The sequence below is a fragment of the Chlamydia serpentis genome, assembly GCF_900239945.1.
GTDB classification, from domain to species: Bacteria; Chlamydiota; Chlamydiia; order Chlamydiales; family Chlamydiaceae; genus Chlamydia; species Chlamydia serpentis.
Window position 1 is genome coordinate 566,329 of record NZ_LT993738.1, and the last position, 24,259, is coordinate 590,587.

Below are 24,259 nucleotides of genomic sequence, written 5' to 3' on the forward strand. Positions count from 1 at the left end.
GGTTAAACTAAAATAATAAACCGACCTCTAGTAGAACTTTCATCCGCAAAACTGCCTATTAGTTTCTTCTTAACACAGCTCTGGAGCCGGCGCTTCAGCTGATAAGTCTTTTGAGCATCACTATGGATAACGAAACTGCCCTCTTCATCTGGAGACTCAAAGAAGTTAAAAATCTCACCCGCGCTCACTAAATTCTCTAAAAGCTCGAGGACCTCTCTACGTCCTTCACTCACATCTCTAAGAACATATCTCACACAGGGCTGATCCTCACGGTATCCTGAAATCCGCCCTTCTCGAGTCAACCCCTCAAGTAAAGACCGAATCTCTGCCGCTTGATCAGGATGATTATACCAATCTTCTATTCCAGGTTCGATCACCCGTATTCCCTTGTAAAGGAGCTCACTATCTGATTTCAATTGGAATTGGGTCAATACATTATTTCTAGACGTTTCGTCTTCTTCTGAATCACCGCTCAACTTTAATCGAGAGAACTTTTCTCGATCAGTCCTGAATAGATCAAAACCATCTACAACCCATTCTACTAAAGATGTCAAAACTGAAGAGCGTCCCCTCTTATTAGTTGCAACAAACCCATAAGACAAAATGGAATTCCTGAGCTGTCTAGTTTTTAGAACTTCTTCCAACCTTTCCTTTTGATCTTTTAAGATTATTTTACGCAACCGATTTGGTCCGTAGGTTGGATGTTCTCTTTCCAAGCTTTTTATGCGTAAGCCGTAAGCCATTAAATAATCGTTATAAAATTTCAACTCATTGGCCCTGGCATCGATTGCCTCGAGAAGCAACTGTTTTTCCTTGTCTGTAAATGCTACTAGGGGTTCTGGTGGAGGCTCATAATTTAGAAATTCTCTCTGTACAAGAGCATATCCCAAATGAAAGTTGTCAGACTGCGTAGATGTTCCTTCAGACGTAGGGATATATGTTGTACTGGTCTCTCCTGTAGAGGAAGACAATTCTTCAGCCGCAGATGTACTTTGAGATGACCTGCCCGCACCAAAGGTTTCACCCTCTATATTTCTAATAATTAGAGAATTATGTTCTGACTGAGAATCAATAGAATTTTCCTCAGAGATAGTTTCATCTATAACAACAGCATCTTTACTACCTAAACTTTTCGGAAATGTTAAACCTTTAATCTTCGCTTCTAACCAATTCAATTGCTCATTAGAACCTAGAACAGAAGCCCATTGTACTAGGGAACTACATAGTGGACCATATTCTGGAGAAATCTGAGAAACCCTGGGTTGGAAAGAACGAATTTTGATCATAGGACCTTGAGAAGTATTAGTACGCCTTAGAGAGATATTATCCCATTGCAAGGCGAAAAGATTCCTTTGAAAAATACATAATTCTAGCAGCTCATCTAAACCTGAAACTATATCATGATTCCTCGTTATACGCTCAGCGAACCCCCTCTCCCCACCAAGCCCTTTATAGGGATGTCTAGGTATGAATAGAGGACCCATAGGCAAGCGCTCATTAGGAACCAGAATAGGAAAATCCTTAATCCCCTCACCACCATAGACACGTGACAGTCCATCTCGATAGCCTTCGCCAGCACGACCAGGATAATCGCACATGATCATCACACTTGGAAGAATATCTACATTCTTAAAATGCTTTTTTTCTACAATCAACTTAGAATGGATCAAATGATAACAATCTATCATAGCCAGGTGGGCATCATCATCGGAGCGAAATGCCTCACAAACAATGCTCTTCTTTCCTCTAGCAGCGGACGTTTTTTCTTCTTCTATAATAAAGAATAAGGACCTGACGTATGGTCTAAAATCTCGTACGACGCGGGCCCAATCAATCGATAATTCTTGAGGTGGTTCAGAGACAAAGTTCTCCATAAATAGCGCCATCTTAATAGCCAAGGAATTACTGACATCATATTTTTGAAACGGAGAAAATAGGGCTCTCGATATACGAACATGACTAGAATCTACAGCTCCTCTTCCTAGATCCCAAGGACGTAACCCCTGGTAATAAATATCTCGAGCAATATTGTTAGTCTGGAAAGCTTTCTTATTCTTTTTATAAGTACGAATAAGGCTAAAAAGAAGACAGCCTAAAGGGATAATATTAGTAATAAGTAACCCTAAAAAGCTACCCAACAGTGCCCCTGTAAAAGCAGTTACCAAAACAATTCCGTATGGAATAAAATTCACGAGCAGTAGAGTTAAGAGGGCAATAAACAATAGGCAAGAAAAAATGAAGCTCGTACGAATTAGACGGGTTGTTAACTGGTTATTGTTTGTCTGGTGAAGATATGTCTTTAAACTACAAGTGACTCTGTCTGTGTGAATTTTTCCAGAATCTAATAAAGGCATAAGAAACTATTAACTATAATAAAATGAAATATAACTAAACATTAAATTATAACAATGTTTTCGTTAAAAAAAGAGTTTTTTATTATAAAAAATCATTAATATCTTAATATAAAAATTATAATAAGATTATGTAAAGAAACTCAAAGAGTATCTTTCTAGAATAGAAATGTTTTAATCTAGGTCAGAGACTTTATAAAGATTTTTTGCGACCACGCTTACTTCCCTTTGTCTTAGCGACAGGTTCCTCGACCTCTTCTTCATCAAAGAAGTCCCCAGTAGATAGGGAGTCATAACCTAGTTTTGCGGATAGTTCTTTAAGAGAAGCAAATCTTTCGGAAAGATTCGTTAGGTTCAGTTGGTCTTCCACACGTGTTGATCCCCGCAAATTCGCAAGGAATTCTTCTTCAGAATCAAACTTTTCTGAGAAGGTAATTGAAGACGGTGAGGTAATTTCAGGTAAAAAAAGGAAACGACGAGCCACCTGAGGAACTTTTGTATAAATATCACTAGAAATTGTAGTTTCTGTTTCTACTTTGGCTGATTGTTTTGGAGGACGCCCACGCTTTGGACGAGGATTTAACGCCTCATTAGAATAGTAAATCTTAGCCTTGTTAGATAACAACTGACGTGCTTGAGCAATTTCCTTGCCTACCTTTGCATCAAACAAGTGTATTTTTAGTTGTTCTAAAACATTTTTTGTGAAATCTAAATCTTCTTCAAAAACAAACTGAAACTTATTATTGCGAAGCCATTCTATAATTCGAATTCGAGAACGTTCTACATAAAATTGTTGCCACTTCTCTAATTCTGCCTCGTGATCATAAATAAATTCTAAAAACTGCTCCCGAGCATTTTTAGATTGCAAAATTTCAAGAAACTTTTCTTTTGTATCTATATCATAAATCTTTTCATTGATAAACGTTTCCATAATTTTTTTAACTTCATAGAACGTTAACTTTGGAATTAGACAATACCGCTCGGCATTTTCTTCTAACTCTTGATAAATCTTATCTAGGTCCTCCTGGTCTTTATCCAAATCTATATAGAGAATAAAGCCCTCAATACGATCTAAATAAAAATCCCTCTCATCGTCAGACTTAGAAAATGCATCCATAAGACGAAGGATTCTTAGCAGAAGAGGGTTTTGTGGTATGGGATACGCTATCATAAATTGCGATTATAGGAAAATCATAGTTAGAGAGCAAGATCTATCCCTGAACAACATTTTAAAAGTTCTTAATGATAAAAAATCTAAACCACTTGCAAGTTTCTACGTACAGGGCCTTCGAGATAAACACGATCCTTAGATTTACTGACAGTCATAGAGGCCTCTCCCCAAGTCCGAATATATACAGAGCTGTTCCATCCATAACACTTCGAAGCAACAAGCGCAGAAGCTAAGACTCCTGTTCCACAGGCTGCAGTTTCCCTTTCTACCCCACGCTCATAAGTACGCACACGTAACTCACAATGTCCTATTACCTGAACAAAGTTTACATTGACTCCTTGAGGAGAAAATATCTGGTGGTTCCTTAGGAAAGGGCCTAACCTAGCAAGGTCTAAATTACCAAGTTCAGGAACAAATGCAACGACATGAGGGACTCCGGTATTGATGAAAAATACTTCCTCAGGAAGAGGATCAGGACTCCATTCTAGTTCATGAATAGAGAACTGCCAATCTGACAAAGTCATATCTACAAGCACACGATTCCAGGAATAAAAATACCCTGAGTAGATACCATTATCCGTTTCTATAGATATTTCTGACTTACCGATATCAACAGCTAGATGAGCAATAACACACCGTAAGCCATTTCCACACATTGTAGGACGTGATCCATCAGAATTAAAAATAATGAGTCGGGCATCAGCACAAGAAGAGGGTTTTAAAAACAAAAAACCATCTACCTGTGTCTCTTCACAAAGTAACTTTAATTCTTTAGTTGCGGGAACTTTCTCACTAAGAAGAAAGCGATTTCCTGCTCCAGAATATAAAAAATAGTTAGAGATCGTTGAAGGAGAATAAAATCCCATCCAACAAACCAAAATCTTTAGCTTCGTTAGCTGTCATCCACATATCTCTATCGATAGCCTTTTCTATTAGGTCTCGAGGTTGATTTGTGGCCTCTACATAGACATCTATAATGCGAGCTTTTGTTTTTAAAATCTCTCTAGCATGAATGTCTAGATCTGTTGCTTGTCCGGTGATTGGTCCGCCTATTGAAGGCTGATGAATCATAATCCTAGAGTGAGGGGTTGCAAACCTGCGTCCAGGAGCTGCACATAAACTCAATACCGAACCCATGGAAGCTGCTAAACCTGTAACTACCGTAGTCACTGGTGATGTCAACATTTTAATTTGATCCCAGACAGCAAAACCTGCGTCTACAGAGCCTCCTGGGCTATTGATCACAAAAACTATCGGCTTTCCAGGATCCTTTAATTCTAAATACCACAGTTTTTTAATTGCATCTGAAGCACTTTTTTCTGTTACAGGTTCTGAAAAAAAAACCCTTCGCGCCTCTAGAAGTTTTTTCTCTATAATGTCACGTAATTTATGAACTTCCCCATCTGTCATAAAATAATCTATCTCCTAACTAAACCAAAGCTTCCAAATCAATTTCAGGGTAGAGCGGAAAACGCAATAATAAATTACGAACTCGGTCTCTAGCTTCCTGAGCTATAGCTTCAGGAAGCTCCCCTTTATTTTTATTAGCATTCCCTTCAACATGATGACTTAAATGAATATTTCGCAATACTTTCACAACAATATCTGCAACTTCTTGCATTTCGTCGATACCCATACCTAAAGTTGTTAATGCAGGGGTTCCTAAACGTATGCCTGAAGTATCCCATTTACCGATAGTATCAGAAGGTAGTGAATTCCGATTCACAGCAATCCCTACAGAACTTAGTATATCTTCAGCTACCTTTCCAGAAATTCCTAAAGCACTTAAGTCTATCACCATCATATGATTATCTGTTCCATCTGTCAAAAGACGAAGTCCATGACTTAAAAACCGTTCTGCTAATTGACGAGCATTACTTACTACTTGATGAGCATATTTCTTGAAATCTACAGAGAGAGCTTCCTTTAAAGCTATAGTCTTAGCAGCAATGACGTGAGGCAAAGGGCCTCCCATCATCAAAGGACACGCCTTATTAAGCGTACCCTCATACTCTTGAGTTGCTAAAACCAATCCTCCTCGAGGCCCTCTCAATGTTTTGTGTGTTGTTGTTGTTACTATATCTGCATAGGGAATCGGATTTTCCTGATCAACAAAAACTCCTCCAGCAACTAGCCCTGCAAAATGTGCCATGTCTACCCAAAGTATAGCTCCACAATCCTCAGCAATTTGTTTTAAAGTTGCAAAATTTAATCTTCGGGAATACGAAGAGTAGCCCGCAATTAGGACCGTAGGCTTATATTGGTTTGCTAAACGAGAGATTGTAGTGTAATCAAAACGCTCGCTATTTGGATCAACATCATAAGGAAGGCAACGCATTAGCTTAGACATCACGTTCAAACGTACATTCCCATGGGTCAGATGGCCACCAGAATTTAATGAAGGTCCCAAACAAATGCAAGAGGACATTTCAGCTTTAAGTCGGGTGTATTCTTCTTCTGTTAAATCATTGATAGTTTTATAACCCAATTTCTTTACAGCTGGGCTTTGAACTTTATGAGTTAAGATAGCCATAATAGCTAATAAATTAGCATCGGCTCCAGAATGGGGCTGAACAAAAGCACAGCCTGAGGCAAAAAGTTCCTTGGCTGTCTCTACACACTCCCACTCAATAGCATCTACATTTTCACAACAGGAGTAGAAACGCTTAAAAGGACTTCCCTCACAATATTTATCCGTAAGCAAATTCCCCATAGCCAACTGCACAGAGAGCGAAGAATAATTTTCAGAGGCAATCATTTTTAAATGAGAACGCTGACTCTTAAGCTCATCGATGATTCTTTCCCCTATGGAAGGGAAGGCGTTTAAAAGATGATCGAGCGCTGCCAAATATGCTGTTGACGCTAAACTCTGTCCTTTTTTCCCCGAAGCATTTTCTAAAAACTTATGCAACAATGAAACCACGGGTAACCACCTTGATAAATATTTGTACTATTGCGAACTTTCTATATTTCTCAAAAACTTTGTAGCAAGAACTTCTATAGATTAAACCTTGATAGAGAGAACCCCTAAGTTCAGAAAAAACCAGCCTATATTTCAAAATGAAAAATGTCAATCGGCTCATTAACCGAAAAACTAAAAGTTGTTTTCAATATATTGTTTTCAAAGTACAAAAATTTAAGAGTCTTTCTTTTTAAGCTAAAATACCCATGACCCTCTATTTAGGATTCAATCAAAAAACGGCTCGCTCATACCGAGCTCACCATCTTCCTATTTTAACTCTTTGCCCTTATGCAAAAAGCGTTCCACAAAATAAACGAGCTCTTCATTTCCTTCCACAAGCAACACATATAATTCTCACTAGCCCCTCATCAGCCCAACTCTTCCTTTCTAGAATGACTCAACTTGCTCATAAAGATACACTTATTAAAACAAAAGAGTATCTTTGCTTAGGAGTAGCTACTAAGGAAAGACTCCTCTCCCTGCTGCCAAAAGCCTCATATAACGTAGCAACTCAGGAAATTGCTGAGGGTTTCTTACCTCTGCTAGAGGTTCTTCCCCCTACATCGCGGATTCTCTATCCACATTCGGCACTTGCGAGGCCTGTTATCAAAAATTTTCTTTATAAAAAATTTACTTTCTTTTCTTATTCTCACTACACAGTAAGGCCTAGAAAATTTAAAAAAACTTTTTTTTCTTCATATAAAAAAATTATCTTTACAAGTCCTTCGACTGTAAGAGCCTTTGCTAAAATCTTCCCAGAATTTCCTGAAAAAATCTATTGGTGCCAGGGACCTATTACTTTCCAAGAATTTCAAAAATTTTCCCACCTTCCCGCAACTCTTTTAGTGAAAGCATCTTCGTGACAGAAAACTTTATTACACTTAGAATGGTTTTTCGCACAAAAACTTTAACTCCTATAGTTTATGGCTACTCCAGTTACTCGTAATCATACTTCAGCAACACCTTCTTTATTTGCACCAGCAACACCGGCTCGCTATAATCTAAAACTTGCTTTTCTATCGATGCTAGGAATTATCTTGAGTTGGCTTGCTGTAGTCACGACTGCCTTAGCCATGGGGTTGTGTGTCCATCCTTTATATTTTCTTATTTTTCTAGCTTTAGTTCCCCTTTGCATCATCTCCCGCTATATCTCTTCTCATTATTTACGCAATGTCTTTATAGCTATAGCGGTTGTTCCAAGCCAATCTGTATTAAAAAAGGTTGGTTCCACTATTCCAGATTTTCCACACGACTAAATAAAAAACTGTTAAAATTACAGAAAACGTTTAAAAAAATAAAATATTTTTATGTCAGGCCCCTCACCTGTAGAGAAGCCACTAGCTTCTGTAACCTCTTATCTTCCTAAAGATGAAGAGATAGCTCCTAAAAAGCGTTTTACTGCTTTAAAAATTTCTACTCTTGTCATCCTTACCTCTTTAGTTTTAGGAACCTTAGCATCTGGAATTGCTCTAACTGTAGTCTTAGCAAATCCTATATTTTTAGCTCTCTTAATTGCAACAGTACTCTTTTCTGTCGTTACCTTTCTAGTCTATCACCAAATGACATCAAAGGTCTCCCCAGACTGGCGTCAACCTCTAAAACAAAATTTCGAGCCCCTATCGGAGGGATGGCAAGAAAATAATGTAAACTGTTACTCAAAACATATGTTTTTCTATTACAATCGTTTGAACCCTAAATTCAAACTAGCAATACAAAGGGATGTATCTCAGGCTTTTCAACCAGTCTTCTTAACTGGTCTTAAAGTCATTCCAAAAGGCCAATCTACAGGAATTATCTTTAATCCAGTAGCCTCAACTTCAGGCTCGCAAGTGAGTAACAATGCAACGAATCTTTCTACTGTATTGTATTCTAATTTAAACAATAAAACTCCCTGGGAAGCTGGCAAGCATAGAGAAGGGGACTCCTCGCAGGAAGAGGTCCCCTTTCTTCTTACTGAGACCCGAATTACACAACTTCCAAAAAATTCCCTGAATCAAACTATCGATCGTAATTTAACTGGAAAAGAAAAAGAGAGCATTCTTCCTACTTTCTTAGGGCATGTACGCGGTCCTACATGTGATGAATTCCCTGAAGAAAAAGACGTGCAAGAATATTATAACCGTGCTTTACTTACTTATGAACACTGTCTTACAGCAGCCATAGAAAATCATGCAGCCATTGCTGCTCTCCCTCTCTTTACTTCCGTCTATGAGGTCCCTTCAGAAGAAACTCTTCCCCGAAAAGGATTTGTTTATAACCCAAGAAAACAAATGCCTGCTCTTTGTAAACGTGCCCTACTGGATGCAATTCAAAATATGGCTCTACGTTATCCTCAAAAATCTTTATTAGTTGTACTTCAGGATCCCTTTAACAATATAGAATGACAATGAAGCTCTGTAGAACAATTCAACATTCTCTTCGCAATAATTCAAAAATTACAGTCCAACCTTTGCTAGGATCCAAGAAAGTATATTTTTCAAAAAAATCTTAAAAGATTCTTTCAAAAATATTTTGATTAAAACATTGTCAAAGTCTCTAGTCATTCACTCTAAAAAACGGTTTTTGCTTTTCCACAAAATTACAAGAATGTTTTCTAGAAAAAAACGTTCTTTACTTCTTGCTTAAAAAGAAGTAAACTAGCTTTTTTCTTCACATGTATCGCATTCCTAAACTCCAGTGATTTTTGGCTTTCATTTAGGAAACTTAAGCAAGGAATAATTTTCATGCATGACGCACTTCTAAGCATTTTAGCCATTCAAGAGCTTGATATTAAAATGATTCGCCTTATGCGCGTAAAGAAAGAACACCAGAAAGAACTGGCTAAAGTCCAGTCTTTAAAAAGTGACATTCGTCGAAAAGTTCAGGAAAAAGAACTCGAAATGGAAAATTTAAAAAATCAAATTCGAGATGGTGAGAACCGAATTCAAGAAATTTCTGAGCAAATCAACAAATTAGAAAATCAACAAGCTGCTGTAAAAAAAATGGATGAGTTTAATGCTCTTACCCAAGAAATGACTACAGCAAATAAAGAACGTCGATCTTTAGAACATCAGCTTAGTGATCTTATGGACAAACAGGCTGGAGGAGAAGACCTGATTGTTTCTCTCAAAGAAAGCTTGGCTTCTACAGAAAATAGCAGTAGTGTTATTGAAAAAGAAATTTTTGAAAGCATTAAAAAAATTAATGAAGAAGGTAAATCTCTACTCGAACAGCGGTCAGCATTAAAGCATACAACCAATCCTGAACTACTGAGTATTTACGAGCGTTTACTAAATAATAAAAAAGATCGAGTTGTTGTTCCTATTGAAAATCGTGTTTGCAGTGGTTGTCATATTGTTTTAACCCCTCAACACGAAAATCTCGTAAGAAAGAAAGACCGTTTAATTTTCTGTGAACACTGCTCAAGAATTCTTTACTGGCAAGAATCTCAAGCAAACGTTCAAGAAAGTTCCACAGCAAAACGTCGTCGTCGTCGTGCCGCTGTATAGATTCAATCGGAAGAGAAAGGCAACCGCTGTTTATGTTTTTTAAAGAAGCATAAAGAGAGGAAAGTCTGGACTTCACAAGAGAAGATACTGGAGAAATTCCAGGGGCCGTAAGGCTACGGAAAGTGCAACAGAAAACACTCCGCTATAAAATTTATTTTATAGACAGGCTGAAAATTCCTACTTTAGGAGTAGGAGCTATTAAGGTGACTTAATAGACATGCAAACCCTATCTGAAGCAAGAGAAAAAAGCTTTTTGTATCTGCAAATATGGAAAGATTCCTTTCCATAGGCTTTTTCGAAGTCGCTTGAGGGATCTAGTAATAGCTCCCCTAGATGAATGGTTGCCCTTTAAGATAGTCCCAAGATTATCTTATAGACAGAATCCAGCTTACCCTCTCTTCCGATATTTTTTCTTGAATCTTAAAGTAGGCCTGCCTTAGCCAAGGTATGCATATGTAATAAACCTGTCACATGCCTGTTTTCCTCATTATCTAAAACAGGAAGAACAGCTACAGGGCTATTAGTTTCCATAAGCTGCAAAGCAATAGCAATATCCGCATCCTCGGTAATAAATCGAGGATTTGGAGTCATGACTTCACTTAAAGATAAGGAAAGCACCTTTCCCCCGTGGCAAGCTAAAGAACGTCGTAAATCTCCGTCTGTAAAAATCCCTATTAAACGAAATTGCGAATTTATTACACAAACACAACCGCAGCCATAAGCAGAAATAATCTCTAAGCAAACGCCTACTTTATCTTCAGGATTACAGAAAGGCACCTCTGTTTTGGGGAACATAAAGTCCTTAACTTTACCATTAGCTTTCATGCCAATTTGCCCACTAGGATGATTATGGCCATAGGCAGATAAAGAAATACCTCGACCATGGAAAAGCAACATCGCCAAAAAATCTCCAAAGATCATCTGGCATGTTGTAGAGTTTGTAGGAATTAGATTAAAAGGATCCAATTCAGAAACAGAAGGTAATATAATAACCAGGTCCGATAGAGCTGCTAAATTAGAATAAGGAACTGAAGTAATTCCTACAATAATAACACCACGATTCTTCAAATGAGGAATAGTGTTTAGTAACTCTTGAGTTTCTCCACTCTTAGAAAATAAACAGACAAAATCTCCAGCATTCACAAGGCCAAGATCACCGTGTAATAAATCTATAGGAGAAAGAAATAAAGAACGCTCACTTAAAGACTGGAGCGTAGCTACTACTTTGCGTGCTACGCATCCACTTTTCCCTACACCAGAAAAAAATACCCACCCCGAATGGTCGAGCATTTTTTCCACTAATTGTATAGTTTCTTCAGATTGAAAAGTTTGGAAAAAAAAATTTATGGATTCTTTTTGCTTACTTAGAATGTCTTGACATACATCAGTAGAAATCATCAGAGGGTTCATTCTCAGTGCCCATTATATTAGCTATACTCTAGCTCATCGTAACAGACTCCAAACGATTTTTCAATGAGGTTAAGAACTCACTACCATAAATGCCATCCAAAACCCTATGATCAAAAGTAAGTGTAACGTAGATCATTTTGCGAATCGCTAAAGAATCATCATCACGAACGACAACACGTTTTTGTATGGTACCAATTCCTAAAATAGCAACCTCAGGATAACGTATGATAGGCATCCCAATCAAAGCCCCTGTCATTCCAAAGTTAGTCACAGTAACACTGCCTTCTTGAACTTCACTAGGATCTAGTTTATTCAAACGAGCTCGTACAGATAAATCTGCCAATGCCTTCGCAATACTTACTAAACCACGGTCTTGACAATTGTGAATGACTGGGACAACGACCCCTTCCTTATTAAGGTTAACAGCAATGCCAACATTTATAGACTTCTTCATAACAATGGTAGTCCCATCTAAAGAACCATTGAGCAGAGGAAACTGTTTTAGGGTCTGTGCTAAGCAATGTACAATAAAACTTGTGATAGTTAGTTTTACCCCATGAATATCTAAGAAACGCTGGCGTTCTCCAGCAATCAGGTTCATAAGATCCGTGACATCGACATCGACAATCAAAGATGCGTGGGGAACTTCATCTGAAGATTTACGTAAAGAGGAGGCTATTGCCTTACGCAACGGAGACATAGGAACACGACTCTCTTCCCCCTCAAAGATTTGTGAAGTCGCCACTTGTCGTACTTCTAAAATATAAGCTTCCAGATCTTGACGAGTAACTCTCCCTCCTTGCCCTGTACCAGCAATCTTTTGAAGCTTATCAAAGTCAATTCCCTCACGCTGTGCTAAACTTAAGACTGCAGGAGAAAACCAGCCTGAGGAACTTATACCCAAACATCTTTGGGACCCTGTTTCATAACCAGCTTGAGAAGATAAGGGAGTCTCTGGTGAAGCATCTTCAACCTCTATCAAGCCTAAAACATCTCCAGCAGCCACTTCGTCTCCCTCATCCACACAGAAACGAATAAGTCGACCTGCCTGCGGAGAAGCTAATTCGGTAGCAATCTTATCTGTGGATATTTCAATCACAGGCTCATCTTTAGCAACATGATCACCCAAATGTTTTAACCAACGGACAATAGACCCTCCTGAATTGGTTTCTCCTATTTTAGGGAATTGGAATTCAAATATCATGTAGCTTTACCTTCTCTGTAGTTTTAACACGTTCTTGTTTAGATTCTGGGGAAGTAAGCTCATCTTCTCGACTAGCTACATAAGTAGCGACTACAGCATCTCCAAGGATGTTCATTGGTGTACCAACAATGTCTCTTAATCGATCAATCCCAGCAAGTATCGCGATCCCCTGTATAGGCAAACCTACAGATGCCAACACAGAACCTAAAGTAATCATACCACCTCCAGGAACTCCAGCACTACCTACTGCAGAAAATGTTGCTGTCACCACTAATAATAACAGGCTACCCCAAGGTAACGGACAATTATATGCTTGAGCAATGAAAACCGCAGCCATGCCTTGAAAAATTGCCGTTCCATTCATATTTACGGTAGCCCCAAGAGGTAAAACAAAACCAGAAACTTCAGTAGAAACTCCTAAATTTTTAGAAACACAACGCATAGTTACAGGCAAGGTTGCAGAACTACTAGCCGTAGATACTGCGCAAGAAATAGCATCCATCATGGCATTAAGGAACCTCGAAAAGGACATATTACAGCCAAAACGGACAAGCCCTCCAAAAACAAATATTGCATGGAATAAGCAAGCAAGATAATAAGCAATGATAAATTTTCCTAACTGCCAAAGCACTCCTAAACCATGATTTCCTGCGATCCATGCCATGCTAGCTCCGACACCATAGGGAGCAAAATTCATAATCATGTTTACCATACGCAACATAATCTCAGAGAAACCATCAATAAAGCGTTCCACAGGACGACCACGGTCTCCAGAAAGCCTCAAAGCGATTCCTAAGAAAAGAGCAAAAATAATAATTTGTAAAATATTCCCTTCAGCGAAAGAACGCACGGGATTTGATGGAAAAATCTGAGATATTGTAGATAAAAAGTAGGTGGCGTTCTTTTTTGAATCAACATTAAGCTCCGCACTCACAAATGAAGAATCAGTAAAATCACAACCACTCCCAGGACAAAAGATCCATGCAAAACACAAACCAATGACAATGGCTACCGCCGTAGTTACTAGATATAGTCCTACACTTTTAACTCCAATTCGTCCCAATTTTTTCATATCGCTAATTGAGGCGATTCCTAAAACCATTGAGCAGAAAACTAAGGGATAGACTACCATGCTCAATAAATTTAAAAAGATGTCCCCTATAGGTTTAAAAAAGATAGCCTTATCTTCTAAAACTAAACCTAAGGTAACCCCGACAAACAATCCAATAAAGATCTTCATCCATAATTTCATCAGTTACCCCTGTTTTTATGTATTTGATCAATCATGTTCAAAAGAGAAGTCGCATTTTCCTCATTAACAGAAAGACGCATTTGCACCTTGCCTATAGGCAATAAACTTGAGTCCTCAGATAATCGAGGAAGCTTTACACTATCCTTTTCTGTACATAACAAACCCTGTCCTTGGCGCATCACCATTTGCTGACAAAAGTAATTTAATTCTTTTTTTGTTATTCCTACGTGATCAGGTAGCAAATACTTTCCCAAAACACGGATCCCTGCTTTCTTAAGCATATTTAAAAATCCTTGAGGAAATCCTAACCCACAGAAGACACCAACACGTAGGTCGCGAAGAGTTTCTTCAGAAATATGTTCTCCATTATGTGTCCAGACCACAGAAGCAATCTTAGGCACTACAGACACTCGCAAAGCATCTGAAATACTCTTCACTAAGGTCTCAGACTCTTCCCCCCCATCATTGATCACAATAGCATCGACAGTTTTCAATCTAGCAGGAAAATCCCTTAACCTACCTTTAGGGAAAAATGCATGTCCCCCAAGGGGATCCTGACCATTGACGACAGCAATTTCTATGTCTTTATGCAACTTGCGATACTGAAGACCGTCATCTAAAAGCAAAAAATCAAACTTTTCTGCAGCTTTTGCTGCCGATACTCTTCGATCTTTATGTACCCATACACAGCCCTCAGGGAGCTTTTCTGCCATTAATAAGGGCTCATCCCCTACATAGGATGCAGAATGCTCTTTCGCGTTTACAATAGTGAGTTCTTTCCTTCGGCTTGATTCACTCTTATAGCCACGCGAAAGCACACCACAGGAATACCCTTTAAGCCTCAAGGCCTCTGCCAACCACAATACCGTCGGCGTCTTTCCTGCTCCTCCAATCACAATATTGCCTACACTAATGACTGTAGCACGCACACGTAAAGGAGAGGGCAAGGGGAGCCAGTTCCAACAGGCTACTAGGCAAGAAAAACCTTTAGACAAAAGACTACCTAACTGCCCCCAACCAAGAACACCTTCAAGGCTAATGGCTAAGGTAAGACGGCGATAAAGAAAAAAGAGCGGTGAGGGAAACCGTTTTTTCATTGTTCCTCTTTTAAACTCACGAATTTCTTTGTCCGGAAAATCATGCTTGTTAAAGGAACACAATCTTCGCCGTACTACAAAGAGATCTAGTATTGCAAAACAAAAGATTAAAAATCAAGTTTACAAAGAGCAATTAAAAAATTATCTTAAAGAAAAATCAATATATTAATAGTTTTTCAAAAAACAATTTCATATATTAATTAAGCCAGCGTTGACGAACAACTTCATAAGCTACAGCAGCTACAGAGGCAGAGAGATTCAAAGAATCAGATTCCCCACACATAGGTAAAGCAATTTTCAAAAAATCTTCGCAGAACCAGTTCTTAGTTAAACCATCTTTTTCTGAACCAAATACTAGTGCTGTCGCCCCCCGATAATTTTTAGAAAAATACAATTGTTCTGCTTGTGGAGATGTTACAAAAACTTGCCAACCCTCCTGTTTTAATAGTTCTTGTACCTCAGTAATAAACAGAGAAAGAATAGGAAGAGAAAATACAGCTCCCAAAGAAGACCTCACTACATTCGGATTGTATAGATCCACAACAGGATCACATAAAATAACACCGTCTACACCGGCGCCATCAGCAATTCTTAAAATAGCCCCCAAATTGCCAGGCTTTTCTATTTGCTCAATAATAAGATAAAAAGGTTGAATGTTCCTACGTTGGGTCAAAAAATCTTCCCTGCTCCAGATCTTTTTCTGCATAACTGCAATAAAATTGTCATAATGTTCCTTAAAAGAAAGTTGAGCGAGAGTAGAATCTAAACAATATAAAACCTCTATAGAATCTTTTTTTAGTTTATTTAAAAATTCTTTTTCTTTTTCTACAAGATGTGTTCCACAAAAAACATGCTGACAGATATATCCGGCATGCAATGCCTTTTGAATCTCACGAGTTCCTTCTACCAAAAACCAGGAGCTCTTTCTACAACGAGAACGTTTTAAAGATAGAGCTTCTTTAACTCGAAAATTATGTTTTCCTATGCACTCCATTGAACAAAGCTCCCAGCAGGTAATGCTGTTTCACCTTTTCCGCAAAAACTTTCCCCACAAGACCACCCCTCTGGAATAAGATGCGTTAGGCTACGTCTTGCTATAGCTTTTAAAAATTCTGGCGTATGCCCTGGAGTGTGAGAAGTCAATAGAAAATAAGAGGCGTCCATTATAAGAAGTCGTGAACACAAGGAAAGTAAAGAAAACATGTCTTTCTCTATTTTAAAAATTTCTTTGTTAGGCCCTCGGCCATAGGTTGGAGGATCTAAAAGAATTATGTGATACCCTCTGTTTCTACGAATTTCTTTTTTTAAAAAAGATACGACATCTTCAACAACCCAAAAAATGCGTTTTTCATGAAAAACATTCTCCTCTACATTCCTTTGAGCCCAACGGACAGCTGCTTGAGAAGCATCTACATGAGTCACACGTCCCCCGCATTTCGCTGCAAAAATTGAACTTGCTCCCGTATAAGCAAAAAGGTTTAGTACCCGACAATCCCGATGTTTCTGAATAGCCGCTTCCAAAGCAGGCCAAAACCCCATATGTTCAGGAAACATGCCTAAATGGCCGAACGGGGTTTTCTTTAATAGGCAACGGACATCATAACATGAAATTACCCATTCTTCAGGAACATGCTTATAACTTTTCCAAAAGCCCTGCTCTCCCTGACGGACATACTGTACTTGTGCTTGAGACCAAAGGTGCGGGCTACTTTTTGGCCAAACAGCAACACCTGAAGGACGTATTAAAGTCACAGGACCAAAACATTCTAATTTGTTTCCATCACCACTATCCAGCAACTTATAATCCATAACCACAATTCCTCGAATAATAGTCTATGCCTGAGCCAAAATACGTTTCATCGTGTCTACCTGGACTTTTGTTGACATATCTATTTCAATATTGACTCTTTCGCCCACTCCTTTCTTTCCTAAAGTAGTCCTTTGAAGAGTTTCTGGAATCAATCCTACGGAAAAAGTAGTAAAATCTACTGAAACTATTGTCAAACTTACTCCATCAACAGCAATAAATCCCTTATCAAAAAGGTAGGGGGCAAGTTCTTTGGGGGTAAGAAAATAGTAGCGATTTTCCTTTATATCACTAATCTCTGCTGTTTCCAAAACATGTCCCGAGAGCAAGTGACCTCCAACAGACTCTCCCATTTTTAATGCAGACTCTAAGTTAACTAAGTCACCGCACTGCCTTTCTCCCAATGTCGTACAAGCTAAAGTTTCGGGAATAACATCAAAAAAGAGCCCTTTTTTATTCTGAAATTTTAAAGTCAAACAGACTCCATCTACTGCTATGCTACATCCAGGGAGCAGAACACTACTAAACACTGATGTACTCTTTACTCCTAAGGCTAGCCCTTTTCCTTGAGGCTCTAAAAAACAAACTTCACCTAACTCTTGAACAATCCCTGAAAACATCTTTCCTCTTTTAGTAATAAAAGTTTTATAACAAAAGTATTACTAGACTAGTATAGGATTTTATCTCCCCAGTAAGCAAAGTAATTTTACACATCCATTCAGCATTACAAGTTCTCAACACTTTTGTTATCGAGGATGTTTTGTATTGATTTCTTAGAAAAAATCTTTGCAACTATAGTGACTTATATTTATCCTAATTTAAAAACCTGGTTTTTCTTAGACTACCTTAACCTAGGAGGTAGCTCCCGTGCGGTGTCCTTTTTGCAATCATGGGGAGTTAAAAGTTATAGATTCAAGAAACGCTCTAGAAGCTAACGCAATAAAACGTCGCCGGGAATGTTTAAAATGTTCTCAACGTTTTACTACGTTCGAAACCGTTGAACTCACCCTACAGGTGTTAAAACGTGATGGACGTTACGAAAACTTTCAAGAATCTAAATTAATTCATGGGCTCAACGCAGCTTCCAGTCACACGCGGATTGGTCAAGACCAGGTTCACGCTATAGCTTCTAATGTTAAATCCGAACTTTTAGGCAAACAAAATAGGGAAATTTCTACCAAAGAAATTGGCGAACTAGTAATGAAACATCTAAAAAAGGCTGACATGATTGCCTATATCCGATTTGCTTGCGTTTATCGTCGATTCAAAGATGTTGGCGAGTTAATGGAAGTCTTATTGTCAGCAACTCCAGATATGGAAAAATAGTCGAATTTTATTAAGGAGAAAGATTGTGCCGTTATCAGACGAAGAAATAGAGCAGTTTAAAAAAAGACTTTTAGAAATGAAGGCTAAATTATCACATACTCTTGAAGGGAATGCCCAAGAAGTGAAAAAACCAAACGAAGCTACAGGATATTCCCAACATCAAGCAGATCAAGGTACTGATACCTTTGATCGGACGATTAGTCTAGAAGTTACCACAAAAGAATACGAACTTCTAAGACAAATTAATAGAGCATTAGAAAAAATTGATGAGTCTTCTTACGGTATTTGTGATGTAAGTGGTGAAGAGATTCCCTTAGCTAGATTGATAGCCATTCCTTACGCTACTATGACTGTCAAAGCCCAGGGGCAATTTGAAAAGGGGCTCTTATCTGGTAACTAAGTCCTATGACAACTCGCTTTCGTAGTATACTCCTAGTTATCATCTTGCTTGTTTTAACCGATTGGATTACTAAACTAGTTGTGTTATTACAATATAAAGATCTTCAAATATTAACGCACCCCACCCTATATACCCATAGTTGGGGTCGATTTTCATTTTCACTTACTCCAGTATTTAATGAAGGAGCTGCTTTTGGTCTCTTTTCAAATTATAAATATTTTCTATTCCTTTTACGTATATTTATTATTTTGGGGATTCTTGCTTATCTTTTATTTAAAAAACAATCTACCTCATCATTAACTCGAGGCGCGCTAGTTCTTCTCTGTTCAGGAGCTATAGGCAACGTTGGGGATATTGTCTTTTACGGACACGTAGTGGATTTTATTTCTTTTAATTATAAACAATGGGCATTCCCAACGTTTAACCTTGCAGACATCTTTATTTCTTCAGGCACACTGCTACTCCTTTACAAGTTTTATTTTCCTACAAAACAAATTGAAAAAAAGAGATAATAGAGGCCTCTTACTGAGGAACTTAATAATTTCTTAACTATCTTTTGGTTGTGATGAAATCTCCAATGTTATTTTTATCATTTTTTGATGATTTTTTTTGGTCTTACGTCGCCTTTATCCTTATCATTGTTCTGGGAGTCAGCTTTTCTTGGAAGTCCCGGCTTGCTCAATTTACAAAATTCTCTCAATTTTGTAGACTTTTTCATTACTACTCCCAAAATTCTAAAAAAAATGAGACTAAACAAGGAGTTCATCCCTTAAAAGTATTTTTTGCCTCTGCAGGAGGAAATATCGGCATAGGAAACGTCGTAGGAATTGTAACAGCAGCCTGTATCGGTGGGCCTGGCGCTCTTTTTTGGGTATGGATTGCTGGTATCTTCGGTTCTATTGTCAAATACTCCGAGGTGTACTTAGGTATTAAGTTCCGTACATTAGATAGTGACGGTGTCTATCAAGGCGGTCCTATGTATTTTCTGACTAGGGCTTTCAAAACTCGCGCAATTTCTGTTATTGTTGCGATTCTTCTCTGTATTTATGGAGTAGAGATCTATCAATTCTCAGTAATCACTGATAGCCTTGCTCACTGCTGGAATATTCCTAAAATTTATCCGATGCTCGGTCTGCTCTTTCTTATCTTTTACGCAGTTCAAGGAGGCCTACAACGTGTAGGGAAAATTTGTTCAATAATTCTCCCTTTCTTTATGCTTCTCTACTGCAGCCTTGCTCTCTATATTCTATTTAAAGAATTTCATACTCTCCCCCATTTACTGGCCACTGTTTTTTCCTCAGCCTTTAAAGGGCAAAGTGCCCTTGGAGGATTTGCCGGATGTACTGTCGCCACTACAATCCATCAAGGGATTTCAAGAGCCGCTTACTCTGGGGATATTGGTATAGGTTTTGACTCGATCATTCAAAGTGAAAGTTCTGCTAAAGATCCTAGTACTCAAGCCCAGCTTAGCATCGTTGGGATTGCCATAGACAACCTTATCTGTACTCTTAGCCTCCTTATGGTACTAGCCTCAGGATCTTGGTCTTTGGGACTTGAAAACGCCTCTCAAACTGTAGAACATACTCTGAATAGCTACTTTCCTATGGTTAAATTCTTCCTACCGACTTTCTTCTTTGTTACAGGGTACACAACAATCATTTCGTACTTTCTAGTAGGCAAGAAATGTGCGAAATTTCTTTACGGAAAGCCTGGAGCACAAATCTATACCCTCTATGGTTTTCTCATTCTTCCTCTGTTTTGTTTTCTTAGTCAAAATACTGCCCTCCTTATCATGTCTGTATCAGGAGCTCTCCTGCTTTGCTTCAACCTCCTTGGAGTCTTTCTCTTAAGGAAAGAAGTCGAGTTTCCAAAAAAGCCCCCTTTTCTCAAAGACACCTCATTTTCTATGGACTAAAGTCTTACCCTATTAATCTATAAGGGGATAGGATTTTTCATTTTTTAATAAAAATATTAGTTTTAGAAAAAAACACTTAATAGAAAGTAAAATAAAGAATAAAATTGTAATTAATTTTTTACTCTTTATGGATAACTACCTCCTCGGAATCTTGATCTTCTGTTGTGTTCTTCTTTCGATAGGGATGTGCACGATTTTCGTGATGACGATTTTCTTCCTACGCCACCTCAATAAAATCCTTAGAAATATCCATCGGATAACTACAATTTTAAATTTTGAAGCTAAAATCCTAACTCCTTTGATATTAGGGAAAAAGCTGCTCTGTGGATGGCTAAAAAAAAGAAAAAATCCATCTGCTCTCTCTGAAGATATTAAAAAATTCTTGGATGAGAAACAGCAGAACAGCTGGAAAAAAAATTTATGCAGAGGAATTAAATGGTGTGCGGCACTGCTATTAATTTGGAAAGTGTTTCGTAATAAAGATTAAAAAGTTGAGGGATATTATCATGTTCAAGAACAACCAGAAACCTAAGAAAACTAAGTGCAAACACTTTCGTTGGCTAAGAGGTGTTTTGTTCGGAGGATTCATAGCTACGTTATTGACATGTTTATTTACTCCAAAAAGTGGAGACCAATTACGTAAAAAAATCCTCAAAGTCAAGACCTCTAGTGCTAAAAAAAGTAGAGTTCTATTTAAAAATTCCAAACAGCATACCAAGTCATTTATAAAACAAGCTAAGTTATTGGCTAAGAATATCTCTAATGAACTTCAAGATTTCAAAAAGGGAATTCTAGACGAAAAAGATTAAAGTTTTATAGTAAGCTCTGTGAGAACTAAACGTCTTCAGAGCTTTCTCTAAAAGCAAATTAATAAAACCCTCCCTAGTGATGTTCCCTAGTTAACTTTTTATTTCCGTATATTTATTTTTGTTTTCTATGTAAGTTTAAACCTGTATGAGACTATAACTTACTAGGATTCCGATATATGAAGCAGATTCGTCTTTGGGGATTTTTATTTCTCTCTTCATTTTGTCAAGTTTCTTATCTAACAGCTAGCGACATTGTCCTTCCTCTATCAGGAACGCATTCTGGAGAGAATCCTGAACTATTTACCCTATGTAGTTCATCTTTAACAAAAACCACATATTTTCTACGGAAAGACTTTATTGCCTGCGATTTTCTAGGCAATTCTATCCATAAACCTGGAGCTGCATTCCTTAATTTACAGGGTGATCTCTTCTTTATAAACAGTACTCCATTAGGATCTCTTACATTCAAAAATATACATTTAGGAGCTCGTGGTTCTGGAGTTTTCTCAGAAGCTAATGTTACCTTCAAAGGCCTTCGTTCTCTTGTTTTTGAAAATAATGAAAGTTACGGAGGTGTAATTACTACATCTGGTGACCTTTGTTTCTCAAATAATACTAGTGTCATTTGTCAAAACAACATCAGCTATGGACCTGGGGGTGGACTACTCTTAGAAGGTAGAAAAAATAAAACTCTCTCTTTTAAAGATAATCGAGGAGCAATCTTATTTCTAAAAAACAAATCTGTGAACACAAATGAATCGCATCCCGGATACGGAGGAGCAATAAGTAGTGTAAGTCCTGGTTCGCCTATTACCTTTTCTGGAAACCAAGAGATCTCCTTTGAAGAGAATCAAGCCGAACTGGGTGGAGCCATTTATAATGATCAAGGCACTTTGACCTTTGAGAATAACTTCCAAATTACAAGCTTTACTAAAAATAGTGCTCGTTCAGGAGGAGCGATCTATAGCCGCTATTGTAACTTCTATTCACAATGGGGGGACATTTTATTTACTAAAAATAAGGCAGAAAAATTTGGTGGAGCTATCCATGCTGACTACGTTACTATAAAAGACTGCAAAGGAAGGCTTATTTTTGAAGAGAACTCAGCGACTGGTGGAGGAGCAATATCAGCCTCATGTTTTTGTGATATTAATGCTGAAGGCCCTATTCGCTTTATAAATAACCGTGGATCAGCATTAGAAGGCGGAGGCGCTATTCACTTACCTAATGGAGGATCTATATTACGCCTTCATGCAAATAAAGGAGATATCGAATTCATTGGGAATAAAGTAATATTAGATTTTAAACATACACCTATAATCACAGCTCCAGATTATAGAAATAATGCTATTACGATCCAAGGAGTGCCTCGAGAACTTTCCTTGAGTGCTAATGCAGGTTATAGGATCTGTTTTTATGACCCTATACTTTCTATGGCTGAAAGCTATAATCCCATTTATATTAACCATCAAAGATTTATAAAATCTGCGGGTGCTATTATCTTTTCAGGAGCTCGCTTATCTCCAGATGAGAAAAAAGAAAATAGGAATAAAACTTCAATTATAAACCAACCTGTACATCTTTGTTCAGGGGTTCTTTCTATAGAAGGGGGAGCTATTCTTGCTGTTCGGTCTTTCTATCAAGAGGGGGGGATCCTTGCCTTAGCACCAGGTTCTAAACTTACCACTCAAGGGAAAAACTCTGAGAAAGATAAGATTATTATCACAAAATTAGGGTTTAACTTAGAAAACCCTGACTCTACAGCTCCTGCAGAAATTCGAGCGACTGAGAAGGCTTCTATTGAAATTTCTGGACCTCCCGTGATTTACGGCCAAACGGAAGCATTCTATGAAAACCATGAACACGCCTCAAAACCCTATACTACCTCTATTATCTTATCTGCAAAAAAACTTGTTAAAACTCCTGATAGGCCAAACCAAAGTATTGAAGATCTAGTCATAACTGAGTCTGAATACACAGGATATGGCTATCAAGGTTCCTGGAAATTCTCTTGGTCTGCTGGTGATACTAAGGAAAAAAAAACGATTATAGCCTCATGGACCCCGAGTGGGAAATTTGCTCTCGATCCAAGACGACACGGATCTTTTGTCCCAACCACCCTATGGTCTACATTTGCTGGATTAAATATAGCTGATACTATGATTAACAATAATTACCTCAATAACTCAGAGGTAATCCCCATTGACCATTTCTGCATTTTCGGAGGCCCTGTCTACCAGATCATGGAGCAAAACCCTAAAGAAATTGGCAATTGTTTATTAATGCAGCATACAGGCCATAATGTCGGAGCTAAAATTCCCTTTTCTTTTAATACGATACTTAGTGTTGCATTCACTCAATTGTTTTCTTCCTCCCAACAAAATACTAAAGATAAGAGTCATGCTCAAATGCTAATAGGAACCTTATCTCTTAACAAAAGTTGGCAAGCACTATCTCTTAGATCATCTTTTAGTTACGGTGAAGATTCTCAGGTAATGAAACATGCTTTCCTCTATAAAGGAAGCTCCCGGGGTTCTTGGAGGAACTATGGTTGGACAGGATCTATTGGCATGTCTTATGCATATCCCAAAGGAATACGCTACCTAAAAATCACACCTTTTGTAGACCTCCAGTACACAAAATTAATCCAAAATCCCTTTGTAGAAACTGGTTATGACCCTCGATATTTCTCTTCTGCTGAGATGTGTAACGTATCTTTACCTATAGGTATTGCTTTAGAAATGCGCTTTATAGGGTCCCGCTCTTCAGTATTTCTCCAAGTCAGTACCTCTTATATTAAAGATTTACATAGAGTCAATCCAAAGTCATCAGCTTCCTTAGTATTCAACCATTACAAATGGGATATACAAGGAATCCCTTTAGGACGAGAAGCTCTGAACATTACCCTAAACAGTACAATTAAATATAAAATTATCTCTGCTTATCTTGGAATTTCTAGCACACAGCGAGAAGGAAGTAACCTTTCTGCTAATGCTCATGGAGGCGTTGCTCTTAGCTTCTAGAAGTTGTCGATAAAAATTAGTAAAGAAGTTTTCAAGTCAGTCGG

Annotated in this window: 23 protein-coding genes and 1 other RNA gene; 12 read left to right on the plus strand and 12 right to left on the minus strand. The window is 38.0% G+C overall.

Annotated elements, in window-relative coordinates; all coding sequences use genetic code 11:
- Positions 1–2: 2 nt before the first annotated feature.
- The 5 genes from C834KP_RS05385 to C834KP_RS02365 form a co-directional block, all read right to left on the minus strand.
- Positions 3–2,354, minus strand: a complete 2,352-nt coding sequence (locus C834KP_RS05385) for a hypothetical protein (RefSeq protein WP_231911703.1) — start codon at positions 2,352–2,354, stop codon at positions 3–5.
- Positions 2,355–2,544: 190 nt separating this feature from the next.
- On the minus strand, positions 2,545–3,522 hold the full coding sequence (locus tag C834KP_RS02350; protein ID WP_108896594.1) for a UPF0158 family protein: 978 nt from the start codon (positions 3,520–3,522) through the stop codon (positions 2,545–2,547).
- An 83-nt stretch (positions 3,523–3,605) separates the two neighbouring features.
- Positions 3,606–4,388: a bifunctional diaminopimelate epimerase/glutamate racemase gene (gene dapF, locus C834KP_RS02355; protein ID WP_108896595.1), complete on the minus strand. Its 783-nt coding sequence runs from the start codon at positions 4,386–4,388 to the stop codon at positions 3,606–3,608.
- Positions 4,357–4,932: an ATP-dependent Clp protease proteolytic subunit gene (locus C834KP_RS02360; RefSeq protein ID WP_108896596.1), complete on the minus strand. Its 576-nt coding sequence runs from the start codon at positions 4,930–4,932 to the stop codon at positions 4,357–4,359. The genes dapF and C834KP_RS02360 overlap by 32 nt, the downstream gene beginning before the upstream one ends.
- 19 nt (positions 4,933–4,951) lie before the next feature.
- On the minus strand, positions 4,952–6,445 hold the full coding sequence (locus C834KP_RS02365; protein WP_108896597.1) for a glycine hydroxymethyltransferase: 1,494 nt from the start codon (positions 6,443–6,445) through the stop codon (positions 4,952–4,954).
- Positions 6,446–6,690: 245 nt separating this feature from the next.
- Between C834KP_RS02365 and C834KP_RS02370 the strand changes: the two genes are divergently transcribed.
- The 5 genes from C834KP_RS02370 (at position 6,691) to rnpB (ending at position 10,379) form a co-directional block, all read left to right on the plus strand.
- A complete protein-coding gene (locus C834KP_RS02370) occupies positions 6,691–7,347 on the plus strand; it encodes a uroporphyrinogen-III synthase (RefSeq protein WP_108896598.1) in 657 nt (218 codons plus the stop codon).
- Positions 7,348–7,407: 60 nt separating this feature from the next.
- Entirely contained in the window at positions 7,408–7,740 is a 333-nt protein-coding gene (locus C834KP_RS02375) for a hypothetical protein (protein ID WP_108896599.1), read from the plus strand.
- Positions 7,741–7,791: 51 nt separating this feature from the next.
- On the plus strand, positions 7,792–8,868 hold the full coding sequence (locus C834KP_RS02380) for a hypothetical protein (protein ID WP_108896600.1): 1,077 nt from the start codon (positions 7,792–7,794) through the stop codon (positions 8,866–8,868).
- A gap of 339 nt (positions 8,869–9,207) precedes the next feature.
- Positions 9,208–9,972, plus strand: coding sequence for a zinc ribbon domain regulatory protein CdsZ (cdsZ, locus tag C834KP_RS02385; protein ID WP_108896601.1), 765 nt, complete (start codon positions 9,208–9,210; stop codon positions 9,970–9,972).
- 7 nt (positions 9,973–9,979) lie between these two features.
- An RNA gene (gene rnpB / locus C834KP_RS02390) (RNase P RNA component class A) lies at positions 9,980–10,379 on the plus strand.
- Between the two features lie 13 nt (positions 10,380–10,392).
- Here the strand turns inward: rnpB and C834KP_RS02395 are convergent.
- The 7 genes from C834KP_RS02395 to C834KP_RS02425 all read right to left on the minus strand — a co-directional run bounded on the left by C834KP_RS02395 (position 10,393) and on the right by C834KP_RS02425 (position 17,362).
- Positions 10,393–11,382 (minus strand): KpsF/GutQ family sugar-phosphate isomerase, encoded by a 990-nt coding sequence (locus tag C834KP_RS02395; RefSeq protein ID WP_108896602.1) that lies wholly within the window; start codon positions 11,380–11,382, stop codon positions 10,393–10,395.
- 28 nt (positions 11,383–11,410) lie between these two features.
- A complete protein-coding gene (locus tag C834KP_RS02400; protein ID WP_174165552.1) occupies positions 11,411–12,583 on the minus strand; it encodes a dihydrolipoamide acetyltransferase family protein in 1,173 nt (390 codons plus the stop codon).
- The gene (locus C834KP_RS02405; RefSeq protein ID WP_108896604.1) at positions 12,576–13,838 is read right to left on the minus strand and encodes a dicarboxylate/amino acid:cation symporter; all 1,263 of its coding nucleotides are present in this window, start codon (positions 13,836–13,838) and stop codon (positions 12,576–12,578) included. Before C834KP_RS02405 ends, C834KP_RS02400 begins: the two co-directional genes overlap by 8 nt.
- Complete coding sequence (gene lpxK / locus C834KP_RS02410) at positions 13,838–14,935, minus strand: tetraacyldisaccharide 4'-kinase (protein WP_108896605.1); 1,098 nt, start codon at positions 14,933–14,935, stop codon at positions 13,838–13,840. Before lpxK ends, C834KP_RS02405 begins: the two co-directional genes overlap by 1 nt.
- Positions 14,936–15,131: 196 nt before the next feature.
- Positions 15,132–15,929, minus strand: coding sequence for an RNA methyltransferase (locus tag C834KP_RS02415; RefSeq protein ID WP_108896606.1), 798 nt, complete (start codon positions 15,927–15,929; stop codon positions 15,132–15,134).
- Positions 15,917–16,744: an RsmD family RNA methyltransferase gene (locus C834KP_RS02420; RefSeq protein WP_108896607.1), complete on the minus strand. Its 828-nt coding sequence runs from the start codon at positions 16,742–16,744 to the stop codon at positions 15,917–15,919. Before C834KP_RS02420 ends, C834KP_RS02415 begins: the two co-directional genes overlap by 13 nt.
- 24 nt (positions 16,745–16,768) lie before the next feature.
- On the minus strand, positions 16,769–17,362 hold the full coding sequence (locus tag C834KP_RS02425) for a riboflavin synthase subunit alpha (RefSeq protein WP_108896608.1): 594 nt from the start codon (positions 17,360–17,362) through the stop codon (positions 16,769–16,771).
- 247 nt (positions 17,363–17,609) lie between these two features.
- On the opposite strand from C834KP_RS02425, the gene nrdR reads away from it, so the two are divergent.
- From nrdR to C834KP_RS02460, 7 genes are all read left to right on the plus strand, one after another.
- The gene (gene nrdR / locus C834KP_RS02430; protein ID WP_108896609.1) at positions 17,610–18,068 is read left to right on the plus strand and encodes a transcriptional regulator NrdR; all 459 of its coding nucleotides are present in this window, start codon (positions 17,610–17,612) and stop codon (positions 18,066–18,068) included.
- Between the two features lie 25 nt (positions 18,069–18,093).
- Complete coding sequence (locus C834KP_RS02435) at positions 18,094–18,468, plus strand: TraR/DksA family transcriptional regulator (RefSeq protein WP_108896610.1); 375 nt, start codon at positions 18,094–18,096, stop codon at positions 18,466–18,468.
- A gap of 5 nt (positions 18,469–18,473) precedes the next feature.
- The gene (gene lspA / locus C834KP_RS02440; RefSeq protein ID WP_108896611.1) at positions 18,474–18,980 is read left to right on the plus strand and encodes a signal peptidase II; all 507 of its coding nucleotides are present in this window, start codon (positions 18,474–18,476) and stop codon (positions 18,978–18,980) included.
- Positions 18,981–19,033: 53 nt separating this feature from the next.
- Complete coding sequence (locus C834KP_RS02445; RefSeq protein ID WP_108896612.1) at positions 19,034–20,383, plus strand: amino acid carrier protein; 1,350 nt, start codon at positions 19,034–19,036, stop codon at positions 20,381–20,383.
- Positions 20,384–20,510: 127 nt separating this feature from the next.
- On the plus strand, positions 20,511–20,870 hold the full coding sequence (locus tag C834KP_RS02450; RefSeq protein WP_108896613.1) for a hypothetical protein: 360 nt from the start codon (positions 20,511–20,513) through the stop codon (positions 20,868–20,870).
- 19 nt (positions 20,871–20,889) lie between these two features.
- The gene (locus tag C834KP_RS02455) at positions 20,890–21,192 is read left to right on the plus strand and encodes a YtxH domain-containing protein (protein WP_108896614.1); all 303 of its coding nucleotides are present in this window, start codon (positions 20,890–20,892) and stop codon (positions 21,190–21,192) included.
- A 176-nt stretch (positions 21,193–21,368) separates the two neighbouring features.
- Positions 21,369–24,215, plus strand: coding sequence for a polymorphic outer membrane protein middle domain-containing protein (locus tag C834KP_RS02460; protein ID WP_108896615.1), 2,847 nt, complete (start codon positions 21,369–21,371; stop codon positions 24,213–24,215).
- Positions 24,216–24,259: the final 44 nt, after the last annotated feature.